General features: G+C 65.0%; 15 protein-coding genes, 1 tRNA gene and 1 pseudogene. 7 read left to right on the top strand and 10 right to left on the bottom strand.

Translation table 11 applies throughout. The annotated features are described in order from the left end of the window. The first annotated feature begins 63 nt into the window (after positions 1–63). The gene (locus QFZ54_RS03970) at positions 64–2958 is read left to right on the top strand and encodes a PAS domain-containing protein (RefSeq protein WP_307084634.1); all 2895 of its coding nucleotides are present in this window, start codon (positions 64–66) and stop codon (positions 2956–2958) included. A 290-nt stretch (positions 2959–3248) separates the two neighbouring features. After that, positions 3249–5411 carry a TonB-dependent receptor gene (locus tag QFZ54_RS03965; protein WP_307084632.1) on the top strand — a complete coding sequence of 721 codons (2163 nt, stop codon included), beginning with the start codon at positions 3249–3251 and terminating at the stop codon, positions 5409–5411. 51 nt (positions 5412–5462) lie between these two features. On the opposite strand, the gene treY is transcribed toward QFZ54_RS03965, so the two are convergent. Genes treY through glgX form a run of 4 tightly spaced genes read right to left on the bottom strand, consistent with a single transcriptional unit; the run spans position 5463 to position 13673 of the window. After that, on the bottom strand, positions 5463–7904 hold the full coding sequence (gene treY, locus QFZ54_RS03960; RefSeq protein ID WP_307084630.1) for a malto-oligosyltrehalose synthase: 2442 nt from the start codon (positions 7902–7904) through the stop codon (positions 5463–5465). After that, a complete protein-coding gene (gene malQ / locus QFZ54_RS03955) occupies positions 7901–9871 on the bottom strand; it encodes a 4-alpha-glucanotransferase (protein ID WP_307084628.1) in 1971 nt (656 codons plus the stop codon). The genes treY and malQ overlap by 4 nt, the downstream gene beginning before the upstream one ends. Beyond that, positions 9868–11574: a malto-oligosyltrehalose trehalohydrolase gene (treZ, locus tag QFZ54_RS03950; protein ID WP_307084626.1), complete on the bottom strand. Its 1707-nt coding sequence runs from the start codon at positions 11572–11574 to the stop codon at positions 9868–9870. Before treZ ends, malQ begins: the two co-directional genes overlap by 4 nt. Next, positions 11571–13673 carry a glycogen debranching protein GlgX gene (glgX, locus tag QFZ54_RS03945; protein WP_307084624.1) on the bottom strand — a complete coding sequence of 701 codons (2103 nt, stop codon included), beginning with the start codon at positions 13671–13673 and terminating at the stop codon, positions 11571–11573. Before glgX ends, treZ begins: the two co-directional genes overlap by 4 nt. 183 nt (positions 13674–13856) lie before the next feature. Here glgX and QFZ54_RS03940 point away from each other — a divergent pair, with 183 nt between their 5' ends. Further along, entirely contained in the window at positions 13857–14960 is a 1104-nt protein-coding gene (locus QFZ54_RS03940; RefSeq protein WP_307084622.1) for an NADH:flavin oxidoreductase/NADH oxidase, read from the top strand. Between the two features lie 144 nt (positions 14961–15104). Here the strand turns inward: QFZ54_RS03940 and QFZ54_RS03935 are convergent, their stop codons facing one another. After that, positions 15105–16940 (bottom strand): glycoside hydrolase family 15 protein, encoded by a 1836-nt coding sequence (locus QFZ54_RS03935; protein ID WP_307084620.1) that lies wholly within the window; start codon positions 16938–16940, stop codon positions 15105–15107. Further along, positions 16933–17724 (bottom strand): glucose 1-dehydrogenase, encoded by a 792-nt coding sequence (locus QFZ54_RS03930; protein ID WP_307084618.1) that lies wholly within the window; start codon positions 17722–17724, stop codon positions 16933–16935. Before QFZ54_RS03930 ends, QFZ54_RS03935 begins: the two co-directional genes overlap by 8 nt. Before the next feature lie 171 nt (positions 17725–17895). Between QFZ54_RS03930 and QFZ54_RS03925 the strand changes: the two genes are divergently transcribed. Both QFZ54_RS03925 and QFZ54_RS20340 read left to right on the top strand, forming a co-directional pair. Continuing rightward, entirely contained in the window at positions 17896–20043 is a 2148-nt protein-coding gene (locus QFZ54_RS03925) for a catalase (RefSeq protein WP_307084616.1), read from the top strand. Positions 20044–20090: 47 nt separating this feature from the next. Next, positions 20091–20456, top strand: a pseudogene (locus tag QFZ54_RS20340) (glycosyltransferase); the annotation flags it as partial. Positions 20457–20966: 510 nt separating this feature from the next. Here QFZ54_RS20340 and QFZ54_RS03915 read toward each other — a convergent pair. The 3 genes from QFZ54_RS03915 to QFZ54_RS03905 all read right to left on the bottom strand — a co-directional run bounded on the left by QFZ54_RS03915 (position 20967) and on the right by QFZ54_RS03905 (position 23261). Further along, positions 20967–21557 carry a class I SAM-dependent DNA methyltransferase gene (locus QFZ54_RS03915; protein ID WP_307084614.1) on the bottom strand — a complete coding sequence of 197 codons (591 nt, stop codon included), beginning with the start codon at positions 21555–21557 and terminating at the stop codon, positions 20967–20969. After that, positions 21547–22203 (bottom strand): PIG-L deacetylase family protein, encoded by a 657-nt coding sequence (locus tag QFZ54_RS03910; RefSeq protein ID WP_307084612.1) that lies wholly within the window; start codon positions 22201–22203, stop codon positions 21547–21549. The genes QFZ54_RS03915 and QFZ54_RS03910 overlap by 11 nt, the downstream gene beginning before the upstream one ends. A gap of 83 nt (positions 22204–22286) precedes the next feature. Next, a complete protein-coding gene (locus QFZ54_RS03905; protein WP_307084611.1) occupies positions 22287–23261 on the bottom strand; it encodes an acyl-CoA dehydrogenase family protein in 975 nt (324 codons plus the stop codon). 314 nt (positions 23262–23575) lie between these two features. On the opposite strand from QFZ54_RS03905, the gene QFZ54_RS03900 reads away from it, so the two are divergent. Further along, on the top strand, positions 23576–23728 hold the full coding sequence (locus tag QFZ54_RS03900; protein ID WP_307084609.1) for a hypothetical protein: 153 nt from the start codon (positions 23576–23578) through the stop codon (positions 23726–23728). A 10-nt stretch (positions 23729–23738) separates the two neighbouring features. Here QFZ54_RS03900 and QFZ54_RS03895 read toward each other — a convergent pair whose 3' ends face one another. Beyond that, entirely contained in the window at positions 23739–24005 is a 267-nt protein-coding gene (locus tag QFZ54_RS03895; protein ID WP_307084608.1) for a hypothetical protein, read from the bottom strand. A 130-nt stretch (positions 24006–24135) separates the two neighbouring features. Between QFZ54_RS03895 and QFZ54_RS03890 the strand changes: the two genes are divergently transcribed. Beyond that, positions 24136–24225, top strand: a tRNA-Ser gene (locus tag QFZ54_RS03890). The last annotated feature ends 55 nt before the right edge of the window (positions 24226–24280 follow it).

Below are 24280 nucleotides of genomic sequence, written 5' to 3'. Positions count from 1 at the left end.
CGTTGGTGCGTTTGCTCGCCGGCCTTGTTGCGTAAGGTCGCGTCCTCCGACCTTCGAGATACGATGTTACGACCGACGACCCAGGCTGAACGTGCCAATCCGGCCCAAGAGCGTTACGACGCGTTGTTCGAAGCGATCGACGCGGGGTTCTGCATCATCGAGATGGTGTTCGATGGCGATCGAGCGATCGACTACCGGTTCGTCGAGGTCAATCCGCGATTCGAAAGCCAGACCGGACTGGTCGACGCGGTCGGTCGGGCCGCGAGCGAACTCGTTCCGGATCTCGAGCGCGTCTGGTTCGACACCTATGGCAAGGTCGCGCTGACAGGCGAACCGGCACGGTTCGATCATGGTTCGGACTCGATGGATCGGTGGTTCGACGTCCATGCCTTCCCGATAGGCGCTGCCGCGCCGCACCTCGTCGCGGTGCTGTTCACGGACGTGTCCGCCCAGCGCCGGGCCGCCATTGCCGCGCAGGAAAGCGAAGAGCGGCTCCACCAGGCGCTAGCGGCCGGCAACGGTATCGGCACCTGGGACTGGGACGTTCCGAACGATCGCGTGAAGGCCGACGATCGCTTCTCACGGCTGTACGGCGTTCCCGAGGAACTCGGACGCAAGGGCGCGCCACTCGAACGATTCTTCGGCGGCATTCACCCCGACGACCTGCCCGCGACCCGCGCCGCGATCGCCGATGCGCTCGAGGGTGGCAGCGATTTTGCGGCCGAGTACCGGTTGGTCCAGCCGGATGGCGCGGTTCGCTGGGTCGCCGCGCAAGGCCGTTGCCGGCTCGGCGCCGACGGCACGCCGTTACGCTTTCCCGGCGTCAGCTTCGATATCACCAAGCGCAAGCAGGCGGACCTGCGGCAAAGTGCCCTGCTGGAACTCAGCGACGCAATCCGCGACCTGATCGAACCCGACGAGATCGCCTATGCCGCGTCGGCGATCTTGGGCAAGGCGCTGCAGGTGAGCCGGGTCGGCTACGGCGTGATCGACAAGAGTAACGAAACGATCGCCGTCGAGCGCGACTGGAACGCGCGGGGTATCACGACGCTCGCCGGGACGCTCCAGTTTCGCGACTATGGCTCGTACATCGAGGATCTGAAGGCCGGGCGGACTGTGGCCATCGCGGATGCCGATCTCGATCCCCGGACCCGCGATACGGCCGATATGCTCAAGGCGATCAGCGCAGCGTCGTTCGTGAACATGCCGCTGGTCGAACACGAGGATTTGGTGGCGCTCCTCTATGTGAACCACAGGGCGCCGCGGGTCTGGACGGATGATGATCTCGCACTGATGCGCGAAGTCGCCGAACGGGTAAGGACAGCCAGCGAACGGCTGCGGGCGGAAGCCGCGCGTCGCGAGAGCGAGGAACAGTTCCGGGTCTTTGCCGAAGCCGTGCCGAACCAGATCTGGGCGGCTCGCCCGAACGGCGATCTCTATTGGTTCAATCGTCAGGTCTACGTATTCAACGGGCTCGAACCCGGTTCGCTTGGCGGCGCCGGCACCTGGCAGGACCGTGTCCACCCAGAGGATTATCCTGCTGCGGCAGAAGCTTGGAGTCACTCTCTCGCAACCGGTGACCGGTATAGCGTCGAATACCGCGCACGCAGCAAAGACGGTGAATATCGGTGGTTCCTGGTCCGCGCGGACGCGGTTCGGGCGTCCGATGGCACGATCCTGCGCTGGGTCGGCACCAATACCGACATCGACGACAGTCGCCGTCAGACCGCACAACTGGCGCAGTGGAACGAAACGCTGGAGGAACAGGTCGCGACGCGTACGCGCGAACTGATGCAGGTCGAGGAGGCGTTGCGGCAAAGCCAGAAGATGGAGGCAGTCGGCCAGCTCACCGGCGGGATCGCGCATGATTTCAACAATTTGCTGACCGGCATTACCGGCAGCTTGGAACTGCTTGGGATACGGATTGCGCAAGGCCGGCTGAACGATGTCGAGCGCTATTCGATCGCCGCGCAAGGTGCGGCCAAGCGTGCCGCCGCGCTGACCCATCGGCTGCTCGCTTTCTCGCGACGACAAACGCTCGATCCGAAGCCGACCGACGTCAACCGGCTGGTATCGGGGCTGGAGGATCTGGTGCGGCGGACCGTCGGGCCCGAAGTCGAGGTCGAGGTGGTGGAGTCGGTCGGGCTCTGGGCGACGCTGGTCGATCCCAACCAGTTGGAGAACGCGCTCCTCAACCTGTGCATCAACGCGCGCGATGCGATGCCCGAAGGCGGGCGGCTGACGATCGAGACCGCCAACCGCTGGATCGACGCACGAACGGCACGCGAACGCGAACTCGATCCGGGGCAGTACGTGTCGTTGTGCGTGTCGGATACCGGCACCGGCATGACACCCGAGGTGATCGCGAAGGCGTTCGATCCGTTCTTCACGACCAAGCCGCTGGGGCTCGGTACAGGTCTCGGCCTGTCGATGATCTACGGGTTCGCGCGGCAATCGGGCGGTCATGTCCGAATCTATTCCGAGGTCGGCGAAGGGACCAACGTCTGCGTCTATCTCCCGCGCCACTTCGGTACTGCCGAAGACGCTGCACCCGAAGTCGAACTGTCCGACGCCCCGCGCGCGCATGCCGGCGAGACCGTACTCGTGGTCGACGACGAGCCGACGGTCCGAATGCTGGTCGTCGAGGTGCTGGAGGAACTCGGCTACGCGGCGATCGAGGCGGCGGACGGCGCGGCGGGGCTGAAGCTGTTGCAATCGGACCTGCGCGTCGACCTGCTGGTCACCGACGTCGGGTTGCCGGGCGGTATGAACGGACGACAGATGGCGGACGCAGCGCGCGTCGGGCGGCCCGACCTGAAGATCCTCTTCATCACCGGCTATGCCGAGAACGCGGTCGTAGGGAACGGGCATCTCGACCCAGGGATGCACGTCATGACCAAGCCGTTCGCGATGGAAGCGCTCGCCGGGCGGATCAAGGAGTTGATCGTCTCGGCGTAAGGTTGCCGGGGGAGTAGTCGCCCCCTGTCCTTTGCCATCGCCGTCATCCGTTATCCGTCATCCTGACGAAAGTCAGGACCCAGGATAACGGACGCCGTCCATCATGGCTCCGGATCCTCACTTTCGTCAGGATGACGACCGGCATTTCGGTCCTCGCGGATGACACCAAGCCATGTTGCATCGCGGCAACAGTCGCGGCGCCATCAGCCTTCATGGCATAATTGTCACTTGATATGATGTATCATCAAATATACCCAATTGATCGTACAGGGACGACACAAGGGAATTCCATGAAGACGATGCTGTTCGGCGCCACCGCCCTGGCTGCGCTCCTTTCCTCTCAGGCGCACGCCCAGACCGTCGCGACGGATCCTGCCACGTCGGCCCCTGCCCCGGCGTCGGTCGGATCGACCAACCAGCGCGATATCATCGTCACCGCGCCGATCCAGACCAGCGAGCGCGACGTCCTGCAGGGCACGACCGTCCTTACCGGCCAAGAACTCACCCGCCAGTTGCGCCCGTCGATCGGCGAAACGCTCGCGCGCCAGCCTGGCGTATCGGCATCGTCGTTCGGGCCGAGCGCCTCGCGTCCGATCCTGCGCGGCTTCCAGGGTGATCGCATTCGCGTGCTGACCGACGGCATCGGCTCAATCGACGTCTCGAACACCTCGGTCGACCACGCGGTCATCATCGATCCGCTGCTTGCCGAGCGCATTGAGATCCTCCGCGGACCGAGCGCGTTGCTGTACGGTACGTCGGCGGTCGGCGGTGTCGTCAACGTCATCGACACGCGCATCCCACGGTCGGTGCCGGAGAACGGCTACCGAGTGAACGGCATCGCCAATTATGGCTCGGCGGCGAACGAACGCTCCGGCGGCATGGCCGGCGACGTCGCGGTCGGCCAGCACCTAGTGCTACACGCCGATGGATCGTACCTTAAGTCGGGCGATCTGCGCACCGGCGGCTATATCCTGTCGCGCGACGCGCGTGCACAGGCGCTGGCGACCGCCGCGCAGCCAGTCGACCCGAACGAAGCCGATCCGATCGACTATGCCGCATCGGCGCAGTTGAAGGGCAAGCTTCCAAACACACAGTCGGAGACCTGGACGGCCGGCGCTGGCGCGTCGATCATCACCGACAATGGCAGTCTCGGCGTGTCGTACAGCCATTACGACAGCCTGTACGGCGTGCCGATCCGCTACGCCACGCAACCCGGGCAGGAGCAGGAGGCGCCGCGCCTCGACGTAGTCCAGAACCGTGTCGACCTGCGCGGCGAGATCGACACGGGTGGCGATGTGCTCAGCAAAATCCGCGTCCGCGTCGGGCAGGCAAGCTATCGCCATTTCGAGCTGGAGGAGGACAACTCCGTCGGTACCGCCTTCTACAACAAGGGCCTCGAAGGACGCCTGGAGGTCATCCAGGCGAACCGTGGCGGTTGGCAGGGCGCGTCGGGCGTCCAGTTCTACAACCGGATCTTCAACGTGGCCGGCGACGAGGCCTTCCTGCCGAAGAACGAGACCAACCAGACCGGGCTCTTCACGCTGCAACAATACGAGTCCGGCAAGTTCCGCGCCGAGGGTGGCGTGCGTTACGAGATCACCGATCTCGCCGCGCGCACGCCCGAGGACGATCTGCGCTTCTTCCGCGGCAGCCAGAGCTATCACTCGGTCTCGGGTTCGCTCGGTGCGTCCTACGCGCTGACCGACAGCATCCGCGTCGGCCTGAACGGCTCACGCACGGAGCGCGCACCGTCTGCCGAGGAGTTGTTCGCGAACGGCGCGCATGCCGGCACGCAGGCGTATGAACTCGGTAACCCGAACTTCCGGCTCGAGAAGTCCTGGGGTCTGGAAGGCACGCTGCACGCGCATGGCGACGGCTTCAGCTTCGACGCGTCGGCCTATTACAACTGGTTCTCGAACTACATTTCGGAGAACCAGGTCGCGTCGTCGGTGTGCCAGGCGGCGGCCGATCCTTCGGGCCGGACCGTCGACCTGCCCTGCTTCCAGTATCAGCAGGCCGACGCCCGCTATTACGGGTTCGAGGCGGATGCGTCGGTGAAGGTCGCGCAGATCGGCGGCTATGCGGTCAACGCCGACGTGCTGGGCGATTACGTCCACGCGAACATCGTCGACCAGGGCCCGGTCCCGCGCATCCCGCCGATGCGCGTGCTCGGCGGGATCGAGGCACAGGGCGACCGGCTCAACGGCCGCGTCGAGGTCGAGCACGTCTTCGACCAGAACCGCATCGCCGCGTTCGAGACGAAGACCAACGACTATACGATGGTCAACGCCTCGATCGGCCTCAGCCCGTTCGGCAAGGATTCGAAGACGACGTTGCTGCTTAGCGCGAACAACCTGTTCGACGTAAACGCACGTCGCGCGACGAGCTTCCTGAAGGACTTCGCACCGCTCGCCGGTCGCGATTTCCGCGCGACGCTTCGCTTCGGGTTGTAAGGCGTACCGGCCGTTCCCGTATCGACGCGGGAACGGCCGGCTATGGCTCGATCAGGTCGCCGCTGGATCCAGCATGGCGACCGAAACTGCGGAGGCGCCGAGCAGGTCGGCGATCCGGTCACCCGACGAAAGCGCCGTATCCGCCCACCACTCGGCTGCATCGTTCGCGTCCAGACAGCGTCCGGCACTGCGCAGGGCCACCACGCAGCGCACTGCGACACCGTCATGCGCGCGGCTGAACGCGATGACGTGATCCGCGCGCACTCCGGTAACGGCCATCGGTTCGTAGGTTCCCGCCGCAAACAGCATCGGGTGCTGGCGTCGCAGAGCTAGCAGCGTTGCGATGAGTACGAGCTTGGGATCGGCGGCGTTCGCAAGCATCTCTTCGCGCGTGGCATAATCGACGGGGCGCCGGTTGTCGGGATCGACCAGGCTCAGATCGGCGGTCTCGGTGCCTTGGTACAGGTCGGGGACGCCGGGCACGGTGTAGCGCAGCGCGACCTGCGCAAGCCCGTTGGCCGCGGCGACCGGCGCGATCCGATCAACGAAACCGGCCATGTCGTCGAGAAACTCGCGCGACCGATCCGGATCGAGCAAGGCCTTGGCGAGATCGTGACAGCGGGTTTCGTACGCCTCGTCCGGCGCCTCCCATGACGAGCGGAGCTTGGCCTCGCGCAACGCCTTCTCCTGCCACGCCACGATCCGCTCGGCGTAATTCGACAGCCCCTCGATATCGGATACGCCGAGGTTCGTCGGCCATGCCCCGAACAGGGTCTGGAGCAGCATATAAGTGTCGGCTGGATCGACGCCTTCCGCATACGGGGCGGCCAGGTGGAGCCAATGTTCGGCGCGTGCGCGCCACAGGTCGGGCACCTCGCTCAGCACGCCGAGCCGCGCGCGGACGTCTTCGCCGCGCTTGTGATCATGCGTTGCCGTGGCGAGCATGGCGGACGGCCAGTCGCGCGCCCGTTCGATCATCGCGGCATGGAACGCGTCGATGTCGAGCGACATCCGGGCGGCGTCGAAGCCGACGTCGTTGCGCGAGAGCAGGCGGCCGTAGCGATAGAAAGCGGTGTCCTCGACCGCCTTCGCCGCGATCGGTGCGGAGAATTGCTGGAATTTCCGCACGGCTTCGGCCGCGAGGGCGGCGTCGCCGGGGCCATCGCCCGCCAGCCATGACAGGATCCGGTCGACGACCGCCCCCTCGCCGGGGGGGACGAACTCGGCGACGCGCTTGCGGACCGTTTCGCGGATTTTCGCGTCAGATGCCGGTGCAGCCTTGCCGGTTCCGTAGGTCCGATACACCGGGAACACCCATAGCAACCGCTCGATCGCGCGGTGCAGCATGCCGGGCGTCATGCCGTCGCAGTCCGGCGTCGAGCGGGCGAGCGCGACGAAGGCCTCGACGCAGCGGCGATGTTGCGCGTCGAACTGCCACGCGAGCAGTTCCTGTCGTGCGCGCAGTTCCTCAGGCGCGAAGTCGGCGGAGCGGCCGCTGATGTCCGCCCAGAGTTCGGCGAGCGGTTCGGCACCGGCGGGATCGTGGAGCAACGCCGTGACCTGTTCCATGAAGTCATAACCGCTGGTGCCGTCGACGCCCCAGTCGGTCGCGAGCGGTTCGCCGCCCGCAAGGATCTTCTCGATGACGATATACGCTGGCCCCGCGGGGACATCGGCGGGGCGTTCGATCGCGTCGAACCGTTCGCGGAGTTGCCGGCAATAGCCCGCGGGATCGGTCAGGCCGTCGACGTGATCCACGCGGACGCCGTCGATCAAGCCCTCCGCATAGAGCCGGAAATAGAGTGCGTGCGTGGCCTCGAACACCACCGGGTCTTCGGCGCGCAGGCCGGCGAGGTCGTTGATCGTGAAGAAGCGCCGCCAGTTGAGTTCGTCGTTGGCGACGCGCCATGATGCGAGACGGTAATGCTGGCGGTCGATCAGCGCGGCGATGTCGTCCGTTGCTGCTATGGCCTGATCTTCGTCGCGGATCGGTAGGCGGTGCTCGCCATACGCTTCGAGGACATAGCGGCCGTCGACCTGCTCGACCTTGAGCGCGCCGCTTGCGAGCGTCTCGGCGAGCGGATCGCCGAGAATCGGAAGCACGAGCTTCTCGCGCCAGTCGATGTCGAAGTAACGCGAGAATTTGCTGGTTTCACCGTGCGCTAGGACATCATTCCACCATGCGTTCTCACCGCCCGCGACGCCCATGTGGTTGGGGACGATGTCGATGATGACGCCCATGTCGCGTGCGCGTAGAGCCGCGACGAGGCTGCGGAACCCGGCTTCCCCGCCGAGTTCGGGATTGATCCGGGTGGGATCGACGACGTCGTAGCCGTGGGTGGACCCGCTGCGCGCGGTCGTGATCGGCGAAGCGTATAGGTGGCTGATCCCGAGGTCGTCGAGATACGGCACCAGTGCCTCCGCATCGGCAAAGATGAAGTCCTTGTGGAACTGGAAGCGGTAGGTCGCGCGGGGCGTGGTGGAGAGTGTCATGCAGGTCTCGTGGCGTTGAGCGCGTCGATGCGGGCGGCGACGTCGGGGCGGGCGAGCAGCACTTCGGTCGTGTCGGGCATGCGGCGGCGCCAATTGGGGTGTTCGTCGATCGTGCCCGGCAGATTGGGTTGCTCGATCAATCCGGCGAGATCCTCGATCGGGATGATGGCAAGCGCGCAGGGAGCGCTGGCGACGTGTGCGATTGCCGCATCGACGACCGGGGCGGTGTCTTCGGGATCGGGTTGCTTGGTATCGATGTCGAACGCGGACCACAGCGCGGTACGATCTTCCGCGCGGGCGGCGCAATCGGCGGGTTCGTCGGGCGCGTCCGACTTACGGCCTAAGTCCCAGGTCCAGTCGATGTCGCGGCCGCTCCACCAGCCGGCGATCGTCGCAAGATCGTGCGTGCCGGTCATCGCCACCGCATCGCGCGACCATTTCGAGGGAGGCACGAAGCCCTCCGCGTCGCGCTCGAACCATAGCACGCGCATGCCGAGCATCGCGCGCGCGTCCATCGCCTCGCGGAAGCCGTCGGGTACGGTGCCGAGGTCTTCGCCGATGACGATCGCCTTCGCGCGTTGGGATTCCATGGCGACGATCCGCATCATGTCGTCGAACGGCATGTCGAGATACGCGCCTTCCGCGGCCGACGCGCCCTCGGGCACGACCCAGAGGCGACGGAGGCCGAATGCGTGGTCGATACGGATGCCGCCGGCATGCGCGAGCGCGGCGCGGATCGTCGCGATGAAAGGGGCGAACGCGGTGTCGCGAAGGGCTTGCGGGTCGAAGCCGGTGATGCCCCAGCTCTGCCCGTCCGGGCCCAACGGATCGGGGGGTGCGCCGATCGAAAGGCCGGTGAGCAGGTCGCTGCGTCGGCTCCAGCCATGGCTGCCACCGGGGTCCATGCCGACGGCAAGATCGGCGATAAGACCGATCGCCATGCCCGCATCCTTGGCCGCTTTTTGCGCGGCGTCGAGGTCGCGGCGCGCAAGCCACTGGAGGAAAACGTAGAACGTGACGTCCTCGGCGTGCTCGGCGACGAAACGACGTACGGCCGGGCTGGCGGCATCGTGATACTCAGCCGGCCATTGCTGCCAGCCTCGTGCACCGATGGTGGCGAAGAAGTGCGCGTGCAGAGCGTCGAACTCGGCGTGGGATTCGAGGTCCCGACCGCCTTCATATCTGAATGCTGTTAGGGTTTCTTTAGTCTTCGGAGTAACTTGATCAAATGTCTTGCGAAGTTGCACGAGCTTCGCGGGGATGGCGTCGTGCCAGTCGATCAGGTCGTGGAAACTGTCCGCCTCCGAGGCTAACCCGGATGGGTTGCCGTAAAGACCGTTGAGGAATTGACGGCTAGAGGGTGCGTAAGGGCTGTATCGGGTGGCATCAGCGGGGAACAGCGCGTGAGTCGGGCTGATCGCAAGCGCGTCGGCGCCGCGTCGGCCAAAGGCTTTGGCGGCGTCTGCGAGTGAGGCGAAGTCGCCGAACGGATTTCGCGCGTCCGTGCGGAGGCTTGGGATCTGGACGGCAGGCGCCCAAAGCTTGCGGCCGGGTGGTGCGTCGGCGATCGTATAGCAGCGGCGCGGTGCGACCAGGAGATCGATGACTTCGGCATTGATCTCAAGGCGATGATAGCCACTCTTGCTGATCGGCTGCAAAGCGCCGCGATCAACCTTGACGGACTGAATCGTGCCGTCTTCCAGCGTGAGTTCGGCGTTGCCCGATACAGTCGTGGCGAGTTGGATCGCTTCCCCTGTATCGACGGACAGGAACCGACTGCCCTGCGCCTTGCGAGCAGCGATTGCGGCAAAGCTGTCGGCGATCTGCTTTTCACTCTCGGACGCGTGGCCGAGCCAATCGAGGATCGTCCGTAACGCGTCTTCTGCGACGATCTGGCGGCGGCCCGCTGCGTCCTGCCATTCGGGTTGTAGACCGGCGGCGATGGCGAGTTGTCGAAGGTTGCTCATCGGACCAACCATACTGCCACGCTGGCAGCTTGGCCGGGCTCGCCATCGATGTAGATTGGCGAGGCATCAATGTAAGGAAAATCAACGGCATCGTCGCCAAGGTTCAGCGCGAGTGCTAGGACTGTTCCGTCGCCGAGTTTCCAGCGCGCGACGACTGCCCCCTCCCCGATCGCTTCCGCACCGATCGACTTGGTGCCTCGCAGGCGGGGGACGATCTCGTCGTGACGGATCTTCAGCAGGTCGCGGTACAGGTCCTGCCACTCGGCTGCATCAGGGCCGCCGCGTGCGCGGGATCGCTCGAAGGTTTCGAGTGCGTTGGGATCGGGGATCGCCTTGCGCGCTTCCGGATCGGCAAAGGCGGCGAACTTGGCGAACTCTTTCCGCCGACCTTCACGAACCGCATCGGCAAGTTCGTCGTGGAAGTCGGTGAAGAACAGGAACGGGCTTTCGCTGCCGCGCTCGTCGCCCATGAACAGCAGCGGGATTTGCGGGCTCAGCAGCAGCAATGCGGTCGCCGCGCGGAGCTTTCGACGGTCGGCCAGCAGCGTCAGGCGCTCGCCCATCGCACGATTGCCGATCTGGTCGTGGTTCTGGAGGAAGGCCACGAACGCGGTCGGCGACAGGTGCGCGCTGGGCTTGCCGCGCGGCTTGCTATCGTGGTTGGGTGAGCCCTCCCCCTGGTAGATGAAGCCTTCGCTGAGGCAGCGTGCGAGGCGTTCGACCGGACGGTCTGAAAAATCAGCATAATAGGCGCTGGTCTCGCCAGTGAGCAGAACGTGGAGGACGTTGTGGAAGTCGTCGTTCCACTGCGCGTCGAACGCGGCCGAGTGAAGACGCTCGGCGTCGTTCCCCTCATTCTCCAGGACGAGATGGACGTGCCGGCCCACCGTCTTCTTGCGGAGTTCGGCGGCCATCGCGTCAAGAAAATCGTCGTTCGCGATCGCGTGGACAGCGTCGAAGCGGAGGCCGTCGAATCTGTATTCGTTCAACCACATCAGCGCGTTGTCCACGAAGAACCGGTGGACCGGCGCCTGATCGACCGCGACCGCGCCGCCCCAGGGAGTATCAACGTCGGCGTTGAAGAAGCCCGGCGCATAGGCGCCGAGGTAGTTCCCGTCGGGCCCGAAGTGATTGTAGACGACATCGAGGAACACGGCGAGGCCGAGTTCGTGGGCGCGGTCGACGAGGGCTTTCAGGTCGTCGGGGGTGCCGTAGCTCTCGGCCGGTGCATAGGGCAGCACCCCGTCATAACCCCAGTTTCGAGTCCCGCCGAACGCGTTGACGGGCATGAGTTCGATCGCGGTGATGCCGAGTTCGGCGATCGCCGGGAGGTACTCCGCGACGCCTGCGAAACCGCCAAGCGTCCCGACATGGACCTCCTGAATCACCATCTCTTCCCACGGACGGCCGCGCCAGTCCGGGGTCCGCCACGTATAGGCTTCGGGATCGACAACGACGCTCCAGCCGTGGACACCGCCGGACTGCGTGCGAGAGGCGGGATCGGGGACCGCGAGGTCGTCGGTCAGGCGGAACCGGTATCGCGCCCCTGCCCCCACCGACGCCTTGGCGTTGAACCAGCCGTCCGGTTGGCGCGTCATGGGGACCGGCTGGCCGTCGGCGATTTCCAGCGTCACCGTGTCGCGGTCGGGTGCCCAGAGGCGGAAAATGATCCCATCCTCGGCGATCGTCGGTCCCCAGGTCATGCCGCTGCGATCGTCCAGGAGAGCAACGCCGCGCCCTGCGGAGGAAGCTCGTAGCTGTTCTCGATCGGCGCGGCGGCCTGGTCGGGCTTGCTGCTGTCGATCAGCACGGTGCGCTCGACATCTTCGGGCGGCGGCATGTGGAAGGTCAGCGGCCCCTCCGACGCGTTGAGCAACAGCGAGATGACCTGGATCTCACCCGACTCCATCTCACACGCGCGACGCATTACCAGCGCGCGGCCGTTGGTGTTTTCCCAGTCTTCGGACGTGAGTTGCTGGCCGCGCTCATCCCACCATTCGATGTCCTTCAGACCCTCGGCCGGCGTATCCTCGCCGTACAGGAAGTTGCCGGCGCGCAGCATGCCGTATTCGCGGCGCAGGGCAATCAGCCGCGCGGTGAAGTCGATCAGCGCGTTGCCCTCGGGGGACTTCGCCTTCTCCCAGTCGAGCCAGCTGATCTCGTTGTCCTGGCAATAGGCGTTGTTGTTGCCGTTCTGCGTGCGGCCGAACTCGTCGCCCGCGACCAGCATCGGCGTGCCGAGCGACGCAAACAAGGTGGTCAGCATCGAGCGCATCACACGCTGGCGGGTTTCGAGGATCGCGGGGTCGTCCGTCGGGCCTTCGACACCCCAATTGCGCGAGCAGTTGTTCGAATGACCGTCGTTATTGTCCTCGCCGTTCGCTTCGTTGTGACGTTCCTCATAGGCGACCGTGTCGGCGAGCGTGTAGCCGTCGTGCGCACCCAGCAGGTTGACGCTCGCCCAGGGGCGGCGGGCGCGACGGTCGAACAGGTCGGCCGAGCCGGTCAGGCGCGCGGCGAGATCGGCGCGCTGCGCGTGGTCGCCGCGCCAGAATTTGCGCACCGTGTCGCGGTACTTGTCGTTCCATTCGGCGAACCCGGGGGGGAAGTTGCCGAGCTGGTAGCCGCCGGGGCCGATGTCCCATGGTTCGGTGATGAGCTTCAGCTTGCCAAGCACCGGGTCCTGCCGGAGCACATCGAAAAAGCCGGCACCAGGATCGAAGCCGGTGTCCGTCCGGCCCAGCGTCAGGCCGAGATCGAAGCGGAAGCCGTCTATGCCGAAGCTGGTCGCCCAATAGCGGAGCGAATCCGCAACCATCTGAATGACGCGTGCCTTGGTGAGGTTCAGCGTGTTGCCGGTACCGGTGTCGTTGATCGCATAGCGGGGATCGTCCTTGACGAGCCGGTAGTAGCTGGCGTTGTCCAGCCCACGCCATGACAGCGTCGGCCCCTGTTCCGAGCCTTCGCAGGTGTGGTTGTAGACGACGTCGAGGATGACCTCGATCCCGGCCGCATGAAGCCGGCGGATCGAGCGGCGGAGTTCGTTGTGGCTGTCGGTTGCGAAGAACGAGCGTTCGGGCGTGAAGAAGTTGAGGGTGTTGTAGCCCCAGTAATTGCGCAGGCCCTTTTCCTGCAGGAAGCGATCCTGGATATAGGTGTGGATCGGCAGCAGCTCGAGCGCGGTGACGCCGAGGCGCTTGAGGTGATCGATGACCTTGGGATTGCCAAGCGCCGCGAAGGTGCCGCGTTCGGACGGCTGGACCTCCTCGAACAGCTTGGTGAGGCCCTTGACGTGCGCCTCGTAAATCACCGTCTCGGACCACGGCGTGTTGGGCCGCACGTCGCGCGACCAGTCGAAATGGCTGTCGGTCACGACACCCTTGGGCATCGTCAGCGCACTGTCGCGCTTGTCGAAGCTCAGGTCGGCACGGGGCGACTTCACCTGATAGCCGTACATAGCGTCGGTCCAGCGGAGTTCGCCGATCATCTGCTTGGCGTACGGATCGAGCAGCAGCTTGTTCGGATTGAACCGGTGGCCCTCCTCGGGGGCGTAGCGGCCATGCGCGCGGTAGCCGTAGACGAGGCCCGGCTGCGCATCGGGGAGGTAACCATGCCAGACCTCGTCGGTCCACTCGGGGAGCGCGTACCGCTTCAGTTCGCGACGGCCAGTCTCGTCATAGACACAAAGCTCGATCTTCTCGGCGTTGGCGGAATACACCGCGAAGTTGACGCCGAGGCCGTCGAAGGTCGCGCCGAGGGGATAGGCCGAGCCGGCGTCGAGCGTGTCGGGCAGTAGATGCAATGCGAAGACCCTTTTCGTGTCGTAATCATCTCGCTGCGGACGCGGCTTTATCGCGGTGCAGCATTCCTTGGCGTGAAACCCGTCCGTCGCTTCCTATGTTCCGCACCCAGCAGCGAGTTTCGCCGCACCTTCTCACAGATCAAGGGACATGCGCATGCCTTCCTCCTCCCGATCGATCGCCGCATGAGCGGACCGAAACTGTTCGAGCCGCTCAAGGTCGGCAACCTTACGCTCGCCAACCGGATCGTGATCGCGCCGATGTGCCAGTATTCGGCCGTCGATGGTTGCATGAACGACTGGCACCAGATTCATCTCGGCCAGCTCGCACTGTCCGGCGCGGCGCTGCTGACGATCGAGGCGAGCGCGGTGCTGCCGGAAGGGCGGATCACCTATGGCGACGTCGGGCTGTACGATGATGCGACCGAGGCGGCGATGGCGGGCGTGATCGAGAGCGTGCGGCGCTGGTCCGACATGCCGATCGCGATCCAGTTGTCGCATGCCGGGCGCAAGGCCTCGTGCGAGGTGCCGTGGAAGGGCGGTTTGCAGATTGCGCCGGGCGAACTCAATGGTTGGCAGACCGAGGGGCCGTCGACGGTGCCGTTCCTGCCCGAGGAGAACGCACCGGTCGCGCTAGACCGCGAGGGGCTGGCACGGGTGCGCGATGCGTTCGTGGCGTCGGCGATGCGGGCTGCGCGGTTGGGGATCGATGCGATCCAGTTGCACGCCGCGCATGGCTATCTGCTCCATGAGTTCCTGTCGCCGCTGTCGAACCGGCGTGAGGACGAATATGGCGGCAGCCCTGAAAACCGGATGCGCTTCCCGCTCGAAGTGTTCGACGCGGTTCGGGCTGCGTTCCCGGCCGAGCGCGCGGTGACGATGCGCGTGTCGGGGACGGACTGGGCCGAGGGCGGCTGGGATTCCGAGCAGACCGTGGCGTTCGCGAAGGCTCTGGAGGCGCGTGGGTGCAGCGCGATCCACGTGTCGAGCGGCGGGACGACGCCGGCGCAGCAGATCCCGGTCGGGCCGAGCTACCAGGTGCCGCTCGCGCGGGCGGTGAAGCAGGCGGTGTCGATCCCGGTCGTCGCGGTCGGGCTGATCACCGATTTCGAGCAGGCGGAGGCGATTGTGGGCACGGGCGATGCGGACATGATCGCGCTGGCGCGGACGATCTTGTATGACCCGCGTTGGCCTTGGCATGCGGCGGCGCACCTTGGCGGAAAGGTGAAGGCGCCGAACCAGTATCTTCGGTCGCAGCCTCGTCAGTTCAAGGATTTGTTCGAGGGGTAACGCAGCCCCCACGCCGCCACTTTCCTGTTCCCCCGATTCCGCGGGGGAACACCTGAAGGTCAACCCGCTGTCATCGGCTTCGGGACGAACGCGATTTTGCCTACGATGCCGGGGGTCATGATCGCCACCTCATTGCATCGGCGGTCACGCCCAGGCCTTGGGCCCGCCATCGTCGAGCGCGCGGTCGAGGTAAAACGCCGCGCTGATCAGTGCGAGGTGGCTGAAACCTTGAGGAAAATTGCCGAGGAAGCTGCCGTCCTGCGCGATCTCTTCGGCGAACAGGCCAAGATGGTTACCGTGCGCGAGCAGCTTCTCGAAGTTCCAGCGCGCTTCGTTCAGCCGCCCTGCCCGCGCCAGGCATTCGACATACCAGAACGAGCAGGCGACGAACGTCCCCTCCCGCCCGGGCAAGCCGTCATCGATCTTGTAACGATAGACCTGCCCGTCATCGGACAGGTCTTTACCGATCGCCTCCAAGGTCGCGAGCCATTTGGGATCGGTCGGGCCGATGAAGCGCACCAGCGGCATCATCAATAGCGCGCCGTCGACTGCCTTGTCCTCGGGTGCATCGCCGATGGCGCGAACGAAGTGACCAAGGTCATCGTCCCAGAAATTCGCCCAGATATCCTCGTTGATCGCGGTCCGAACCTCCGACCAGCGCACGAGCGGCGCAGGAAGCGAGCGCTTCTGCGCCAACCGCACCGCACGATCGACCGCGACCCAGCTCATCAGCCGGGAGTGGAGATAATGCTTCTTCGGCCCGCGGACTTCCCAGATCCCGGAGTCCGGCGTCGCCCACGTCTCGCAGACCTGATCGACGATCCGGCAGATCGCCATCCAGGAATCATGCGCGATCGGCTCGCCATATTTGGTGCCGAGATAGGTCGCGTCGAGCAGCGCGCCGTAGATGTCGTGCTGGGTCTGGTCCTTGGCCTCGTTGCCGACGACGACCGGCGACGCCCCTTCGAATCCGGCAAGATCGAGCGCGCGTTCGTCGGCGATCGGGCCGCCGTCGAGCGCGTACATGACGCCGAGATGGCCCTTCGAACACGCCTGCGCGCGGTCCATCGTCCAGTGAAGGAAGTCGACCGCCTCGCTCTGGAAGCCGAGCCGGAGAAGCGCGTAGACGGTGAACGAGGAATCGCGGATCCACGTCGCGCGGTAATCCCAGTTGCGGACGCCGCCGGGCGCTTCGGGTAGGCCGAAGGTGGCCGCCGCCGCGATCGAGCCATGCCGGCGCGACGTCAGCAGTTTCAGCACCATCGCCGAGCGCTCGACGGTCTCGCGCCAGCGACCGCGATAGCGCGACTGGCGGCTCCAGGTTCGCCAATAGGCAATGTCCTTCTCGACGATCGCGTCGAGTGCATCGGTGTCGAGCGAGACGTCGTCGGGGTTGCTGAGGATCAGCGAGACGGTGTCGCCTTCGCGCAACGCGATCTCGGCCGTGAGGTCGCAACCGTCCGCGACCAGCGACGCCGCCCCGTGCAAGGCGAGTGCAAGGCCGCACTCGTGATCGAACCGCCCGCGTGAGACGTCCGCGCCGTTGGTGGTCACCGTCGCGTTGCGCCCTGCCGCGGCGTAATCGAACCGCGGCGCGCACCGCACGCGGATCGTCGCCGCCCCGCGCGTGCAGGTCAGCCGCCGCACCAACCGCGGCGGCGCGTTCTCGACATCGTTGCCGACCGGCATCAGGTCGACGAGATCGATGCTCGCGGAATTCGCCATCCAGCGGGTGAGCAGGATGTTGGTCTCGGGCAGGTACATCTGAACCAGGTTCGCGCCTGGGAGATCGGGCTCGACCGAGAAATGCCCGCCCTTGTCGCTGTCGAGCAGCCGCGCGAACACCGAGGCACTGTCGAGGCACGGCCAGCAGAGATAGTCGATCGTCCCCGCCTTATCGACGAGCGCGATCGTCTCCAGGTTACCGATCGCGCCGTGATCCGCGATCGATATGGCATGCTTGTCCCCGGGTTCACCCATTATCGCGGAAGCCGGGATACAGGCTCATGCCGCCGTCGATGGTGAGCGTCGATCCGACGATATAGTCCGCCGCATCCGACACCAGGAACAACGCGGCGCGGGCGACGTCCTCCGGGTCGCCGATGCGACCGTAGGGGATCAGTTCGAGCAACTTGTCCTGGTCGGCGGTCGCATCCTCATTGATCTCGGTTGCGATCGCGCCGGGGGCGATGCCGTTCACGCGGATGCGGTCGCCGGCGATCTCCTGCGCGAGCGTCCGCATCAACATCCCGCTTCCACCCTTCGACGCGGCATAGTTGGCATGGCCCGCCCAGGGGATGACCTCGTGCACCGAACTCATGAACAGGATTTTCCCGATCGCGCGGCTGAAACCGCGGTCGCCCTGTTTGCGGAAGCGGCGTACGGCCTCGCGCGAGACGAGGAATTGGCCGGTGAGGTTGACGTCGATGACGCGCTTCCAGTCTTCGAGCGTTAGGTCGGCATAGGCCGCATCCTTCTGCATGCCCGCGTTGGCGAAGACGATGTCGACGCCACCGAACCGCTCGACCGTCTCGTCGAACAGATTGAGGACCGCCGCCTCGTCCGACGTGTCGGCTTCGCAGGCGAACGCCTCGCCGCCTGCTTGCTCGATCTCGGCGACCACCTCGTGCGCCTTGTCCGCGCTGCTGTTGTAGTTGATGGCGACCTTCGCACCGGCCTTAGCGAAGGCGATGGCGGAGGCGCGGCCGAGGCCCGAACTCGCGCCGGTGACGATCGCGGCCTGGCCCGTCAGGTCGATGTGCATGGCTGATCCTTCGTTGGGAGTATCGCCCGCTCAACGCGCCCCGGAACAAGTTTCTCCCCACGGCGACCAACCGCATCCCAATCGCGCTGATTTGCATCAAGCCACCGATTTCGTTGCAACTCTTACCCCCCGCCACGCGCTGTGGGTCCTGAGACGCTACGAGGATCGTACATGACGAAGACCATCGCCAAGGATACCGGCACGCCCCCGCAGGGCGCGACGTTCGAGACGCAGGTTGGCCAGGGCGGCGAACTCCATCAGATCGCCAGCGGCAACGGCGACGTGCTCACCACGCAGCAGGGCATCCCGGTTTCCGACGACCAGAACTCGCTGAAAGTCGGTGATCGTGGACCGACGTTGCTTGAGGATTTCCATTTCCGCGAGAAGATCTTCCACTTCGATCACGAGCGTATCCCCGAGCGTGTCGTCCATGCACGCGGCTATGGCGCACACGGCACGTTCACGCTGAACGAGAGCCTCGAAGAATTCACCAGCGCAGGTGTGCTGACCGAAGTTGGCGAGCAGACGCCGATGTTCGTCCGCTTCTCGACGGTAGCGGGCAACAAGGGCTCGGCCGATCTGGCTCGCGACGTGCGAGGCTTCTCAGCCAAGTTCTACACCAAGGAAGGTAACTGGGACATCGTCGGGAACAATATCCCGGTGTTCTTCATCCAGGATGCGATCAAGTTCCCCGACCTGATCCATGCCGCCAAGCAGGAGCCCGATCGCGGCTTCCCGCAGGCACAGACCGCGCATGACAATTTCTGGGACTTCATCAGCCTTACCCCTGAGTCGATGCACATGGTCATGTGGATCATGTCCGACCGCACCATCCCGCGCGGCTTCCGCTTCGTCGAAGGCTTCGGCGTGCACACGTTCCGGCTGATCAACGCCGAGGGCAAGGGCACGTACGTCAAGTTCCACTTCAAGCCGAAGTTGGGCCTCCAGTCGGTCGCCTGGAACGAGGCGGTCAAGATTAACGGTGCCGATCCCGACTTTCATCGTCGCGATCTGTGGGACTCGATCAGCCAGGGCAACTTCCCCGAATGGGATCTGGGCGTGCAGTTGTTCGACGACGAATTCGCCGACAATTTCGAATTCGACGTGCTCGACTCGACCAAGATCATTCCCGAGGAGCAGATCCCGGTCCGCATCATCGGCAGCTTCAAGCTCGATCGCCTCGTCGACAATTTCTTCGCCGAGACCGAGCAGGTCGCGTTCTGCACGCAGAACATCGTCCCGGGGATCGGCTTCACCAACGATCCGCTGCTGCAGGGGCGTAACTTCTCGTACCTCGATACGCAGCTGAAGCGCCTCGGCAGCACCAACTTCACGCATATACCGATCAATGCGCCGAAGATCCCGGTGAACAATTACCAGCAGGATGGCCACATGGCGATGCATGCCCGCAAGGGCCGTGCGAACTATGAGCCGAACAGCTGGGAAGGCACGCCACGCGAGAGCCCGACCAAGGGTTACAAGCACTTCCCGTCGCAGGAGACGGGGCGCAAGGCTCAGGTGCGCTCGGCAACGTTCGCCGATCACTATAGCCAGGCACGCCAGTTTTTCATCAGCCAGACCGAGATCGAGAAGAAGCACATCGGCGATGCGCTAACGTTCGAGCTGTCGAAGGTCGAGCGGGTCGACATCCGCGAACTGATGGTCGGGCATCTGCTCAACATCGACGAGAAGCTGGCAAAGACGGTCGCGACCGGTCTCGGCCTCAAGGCGATGCCGCCCAAGGCGAAGGCTGCGGTCGAACCCCGCACCGATCTGCCTGCTTCGGATGCGCTAAGCATCGTGAAGAACACCACCGGCACCTTCGAGGGGCGCAAGCTCGGTATCCTCGTCACTGACGGGGCACCGGCTGCGATCGTGCAGGCACTGGTCGATGGTATCGTCGCGGCGAAGGCCACGTACGAGATCATAGCTCCGAAGGTTGCCGGTGCGACGCTCGACGACGGAACGCTCGCCGAAGGCAAGCAGAAGATCGATGGTGCGCCGTCGGTGCTCTACGATGCCGTCGCGATCGTCGTGTCGGCGGACGGTGCCAAGAAGCTCGGCAAGGACAAGCCGGCGAAGGACTTCGTCAGCGATGCGTTCGGGCATGCCAAGTTCATCGGCTTCAACGCCGAAGCGAAGCCGTTCCTGGAAAAGGCCGGCATCGAGGACGAGGATATGGACGACGGCGTGATCGCGCTCGGCGGCAAGGGCGATGTCGATGCGTTCCTCAAGACGCTTGGCAAGCTGCGCATCTGGGATCGCGAACTGAACGTCGATCTCGATGCTGCTGCGTTCGAAAACCCCGAGGCGGCTTGATCGCTTCGATACAGCCTAAATCGTCGCCACCGTACGCTCAGCGTGCGGTGGCGGTGGCCATTCCCGTCAAGAACGAAGACCAGTATCTTGGCCAATGTCTGGACGCACTGGATCGTGCGGCGGGGCGCTTTGGTGGCAAGGTCGTCATCGTCGCGATGGCGAACGATTGTACCGATCGGACGATCGAGATTTTGAAGACCTGGCGGCCGAGCCATGCAACGCTTGCATGGTCGGCCGTTTCGCTTTTACCGGGCGCTCGGCACGCCGGTTGGGCGCGACGCCTTGCCCTAGATGCAGGTGCGGACCTGCTGACCCATCATACGGACTTGCTGCTGTCGACCGACGCGGACACGAACGTTGCCACCGACTGGATCGTACGGATTGTCGCGCATATCGATGCTGGCAACGATGCCGTGGCCGGACGCGCGCTGACGCTAAAGGCTGATCGAGCATCGCTGGGTGCCACGGCACGGCGCCGGCTGGACCAGCTAGGACGCTATTACACCGCGCTCGATTATCTTCGCGCTCGCGCTGCGACGGAGGCGCACGATCCATGGCCTCGCCATTTCTACGAAGGCGGCGCGAGCATCGCGGTCACGCACGCGATGTACCGTCAAATCGGCGGAGCGCCTACGCCGTCCGTGGCCGAGGACCGTGCGCTGTTCGACCGCATCCGCGCGCATGGCGGCCAAGTGCGTCACCCGCTGAACGTTCGGGTGTTCACGTCATGCCGTATCGCCGGTCGCGCACCGGGCGGCATGGCGGACGCGGTCGCACGGTGGATCGATCAACCGATCGACGCGCCGTTGCATGAAACCTATGCCGTGGCGGCGGCGCTCGACCCCGTCGTCGCGAGCCCCGAAGACCAGTTGACCTTCGCGACCCTACCCCTCGCAATCCGGGAAGCGCAGTCACTGATCCGCCTAACCCGCACCTTCCAGCCGCCAGAGATCGAGCCGGTACGCCTCGTGCCGATCGCTGCGAACGACCGTGACGCGATCATCGAGCGCAGCGTGCAGTTCGGCAACGGCCTCGTCCCCGCTTTTGGGATAATCGGTCTCGCCGATCCAGTGGACCAGCATCACATACCCGCCTGACGTTACCGCACCGCGCAGATAGCCTGCGAGCCGGATGATGTCGGCGCTATCCCAGTAATAGACGACCTCCGACAGCAGCACGAGATCGAAGCAGCCTTCGGGTGCTTCGTCGGGCAGGCGGCGCTGTTCGATCGTGACGTTCGGCTGGTCCGCACACCGTGCCCGCGCAGAAGCCAGCGCGGTTTCGGATACGTCGACCGCCAGCAGGGTCTCGCAGCGTGGCCCGAGTTGCGCGGTCAGTACGCCGTTCGCGCACCCGACTTCCAGCACGCGATCGAAGCGAGTAGCCGGCATTGCAGCAAGCGTCTCGGCATATTTCTCGGCTTCGTATTCGCTGGTTTCGAAGTCCCAGGGATCACCCTTGTCCTTGTAGAGCGCTTCGAAATACGCAGGCTCGATCGAGTGTTCACGTCGCACGGGGTATCTCCAGCAAAAGGGTAGCCGGTCGATCGAGCAACCGGAGCATAAAGTCGGGAAGACGGAAGTTCTCAGCGGCGCCGACGATGCGACCGCCGCGCTGGCTCCGGTGGCACGCCATTGCGCGGCGTTGCTGCGGTCGCCTCGCGCTGGTGTCGATCGACACAGCGCGACGATTGCGGATACGTCGGGCGACATCCGCGACGGTCCAGCCCCAGACGAGATACTGGTAGAGTCGAACGGTAGTTCGGTCCGCGACGGCGCCCGCCAAGGCAGCGGCGGCTTCATGATCGCAATGCGGTTCGCCGTCCCAGGTGACCGCGATCCGGCGGATATTTCGTGCACGGCACCACGCCGCCAACCGATCCGCCGTCCGTTCGAACATTGGATCGCCCGGTTTGGGGGGCTTCGCATCGGGCCAGTCGAGATGGAGGGGAACTCCACCGCCCAAAATGTGCAACGCTCCCGCGGCTTCGGTCCGACGCAGGGCAGCGATCCGCTTGCGGCTCCAGCCGGCGGCGTCGGGATGCGACCCCGCGCCATCGGTGACGAACGCGGTATAAGCTTTCCCACCCTCTGCCGAAATCGCCGCGATCAGCGCGCCGCAGCCGAGCGTCTCGTCATCGGGATGCGGCGCCAAGATCAACCAGGGGCCCTCCCTCGCCGCGGTCCTTGCCGATATCGGTCGAGCTCGACGGAAGAGAGTGCTCCAGGCGCGATGGCCTGGCGCTACCACCACCGATCGTCGCCCCAGCAGTCATCCTCGAGCCACGCCGCCGCCGCCCGGTCGCGCGCCTGGTCGGGCACCGGCTGACGGAGATACAGGCCGAGATCGCGCGTGATCCGGTCGATCCTGCTGGCGGCAAAGAACGACGCGGTGCCGACCGACCGCGCGGCTGCCTCCATGGTCTTCAACCCCGCCTCCTCGACGATACCGCGGGTCATCAGCACGAACGGGATCGCCTCTGCTGCCTGCGTTTCCGCAAGATGCGCAGCGCGGCGGACCCATAGCCCAGCGCTGCGCGTCTCGGTCAGGCAGGTCGCGAACCGGGCGCGCTGGATGGGATCGTCGCCCTTGCCGGTTGCGACCAGATGATCGCGCAGATGCCGCACCAGCGCCTCTACCGCGCCGAGCTGAACCGCCGTGAACCGCCACGCGCCCGCGCTGAATCGCGGCTCGGTCTCGTACACGTCGGGCGCGCCGATGATCCCCTCGGGACCGATCGGCATGTCGGAGAAGTCGAACAGCCCGCTGCACGTGCCCCGCATGCCCCGGACCTGCCAGCCGCTATTGTCGGCGCGTGCTGTTTCGCCCGCGATCGGGACCAGCACGAGTTGCTTGCCACCGGTCGCATCGCGCGCGGTGACCAGAATCCGATCGAGATGCCCTGCCCCGGTCGCGAAGCTCTTGCGCCCTTCGAGCGTCCACCGATCGGGTCCCTTCTGTCGGATCGACAGGCCCGGCGTAGGCTCCGTGTTCCAGACGCCGAATACGCGACCGGCGTCGAGGTCATCCGCCAACGCCCGCCGCTGCGCGTCGTCACCGTACGCCGAGACAAGCTGTGCTGCGTTCACATGGCCCTCGAACACACGACCGAGACTGAGGTCGGCACCACCGATCGCACGCAACACGTCGACCAGTCCGTCGATGCGCTCAGGTGTCGACACGTCGACAAAGACCGAGAGCGCGCCCGCGGCGTGCAAGGCAGCGACGCGATCGGCAGGAAACGCCTCTTCCCCGTTGCTGCGATCCCAGTCCGCCGCCAGCGCGCGAACGGATTCCAGGGTCGTCCAGCCTTTTGGAGGAACGAGCGATTGTACCGGCGATAGTCTGGTCAGTGGATCAATCCCCGCTCGCGGCGAACCGTGCGCTACGGCCGCTCTGCGACTAGAACGCCGGACCGCCTCGTGCGTTGCGTGTTTTACCGGTGCGAACGGTCAACCGTATCCGAATCCGTCCCGAACCTTTGGTTAACGCTTGGCTGGCATAGTTGCGTGATCGGAAGGGAGGCGGATCGTTGGCGCATAAGCAGGATATCTTCGCACTGATCGGCAAGCGGATGTGCGCCTCGCCGCGGCACGGCAATCTGACGCCAGACTATGACCGACCGCAGATCGCAGACCTGATCCGCCGGATCGACCACGCGCTGCTGGAACGTCGCGCAGCCTAATCGCCCCCCCCTAATCGTCAGCTCGTTCGGCATATCCAATCGCAGCAGCATAGGCTTCGGCGGCGCGGATCTCACGCGAGTCCTTGAACGCCACGTGCGGCGCAGGCGCATGCCCGGTCGCACGAAGAACGGCCCATAACGCGAACCTCCGTCCCGGCTCCCGCTCAGTCCCAAACGCGATCGACACCCGCTCGCGTCCCGCCTCCAGCGCATCAGGATCGAGCGTGTCGATGTCGGTCGTGCCGAAGAAATGCTGCGAGATCGCGTCGAGGTCCATGCCCGCGACCTAGCCGATGGCCGACCATCGGCGCAATCGGTTGCGCCCATGCCGCACGCGTATCGCAACGGTTGCGATCGCGACGCTCTCCGCTTAGAGGCGGCCGTCCGGCGCGAGAGCGCGGCGATGCGGAAGAGTGTCCGAGTGGTTTAAGGAACTGGTCTTGAAAACCAGCGATGGGGTAACTCATCCGTGGGTTCGAATCCCACCTCTTCCGCCAGAACTTATTGAAATATCACAATATTTAGATGATTTTCGAGTTCTGCCCTACTTTC

Source organism: Sphingomonas faeni, assembly GCF_030817315.1.
Taxonomy (GTDB): Bacteria; Pseudomonadota; Alphaproteobacteria; order Sphingomonadales; family Sphingomonadaceae; genus Sphingomonas; species Sphingomonas faeni_C.
Note: the sequence above shows the minus strand (reverse complement) of the source record. Positions and strands in the feature narration are given on the sequence as shown.

Bases quoted from the DNA above. Each gene is read 5' to 3' on its own strand.
- QFZ54_RS03970 (WP_307084634.1), top strand. From the start codon at position 64: ATGTTACGACCGACGACCCAGGCTGAACGTGCCAATCCGGCCCAAGAG.
- QFZ54_RS03965 (WP_307084632.1), top strand. From the start codon at position 3,249: ATGAAGACGATGCTGTTCGGCGCCACCGCCCTGGCTGCGCTCCTTTCC.
- treY (WP_307084630.1), bottom strand. From the start codon at position 7,904: ATGACACTCTCCACCACGCCCCGCGCGACCTACCGCTTCCAGTTCCAC.
- malQ (WP_307084628.1), bottom strand. From the start codon at position 9,871: ATGAGCAACCTTCGACAACTCGCCATCGCCGCCGGTCTACAACCCGAA.
- treZ (WP_307084626.1), bottom strand. From the start codon at position 11,574: ATGACCTGGGGACCGACGATCGCCGAGGATGGGATCATTTTCCGCCTC.
- QFZ54_RS03940 (WP_307084622.1), top strand. From the start codon at position 13,857: ATGAGCGGACCGAAACTGTTCGAGCCGCTCAAGGTCGGCAACCTTACG.
- QFZ54_RS03935 (WP_307084620.1), bottom strand. From the start codon at position 16,940: ATGGGTGAACCCGGGGACAAGCATGCCATATCGATCGCGGATCACGGC.
- QFZ54_RS03930 (WP_307084618.1), bottom strand. From the start codon at position 17,724: ATGCACATCGACCTGACGGGCCAGGCCGCGATCGTCACCGGCGCGAGT.
- QFZ54_RS03925 (WP_307084616.1), top strand. From the start codon at position 17,896: ATGACGAAGACCATCGCCAAGGATACCGGCACGCCCCCGCAGGGCGCG.
- QFZ54_RS03895 (WP_307084608.1), bottom strand. From the start codon at position 24,005: ATGGACCTCGACGCGATCTCGCAGCATTTCTTCGGCACGACCGACATC.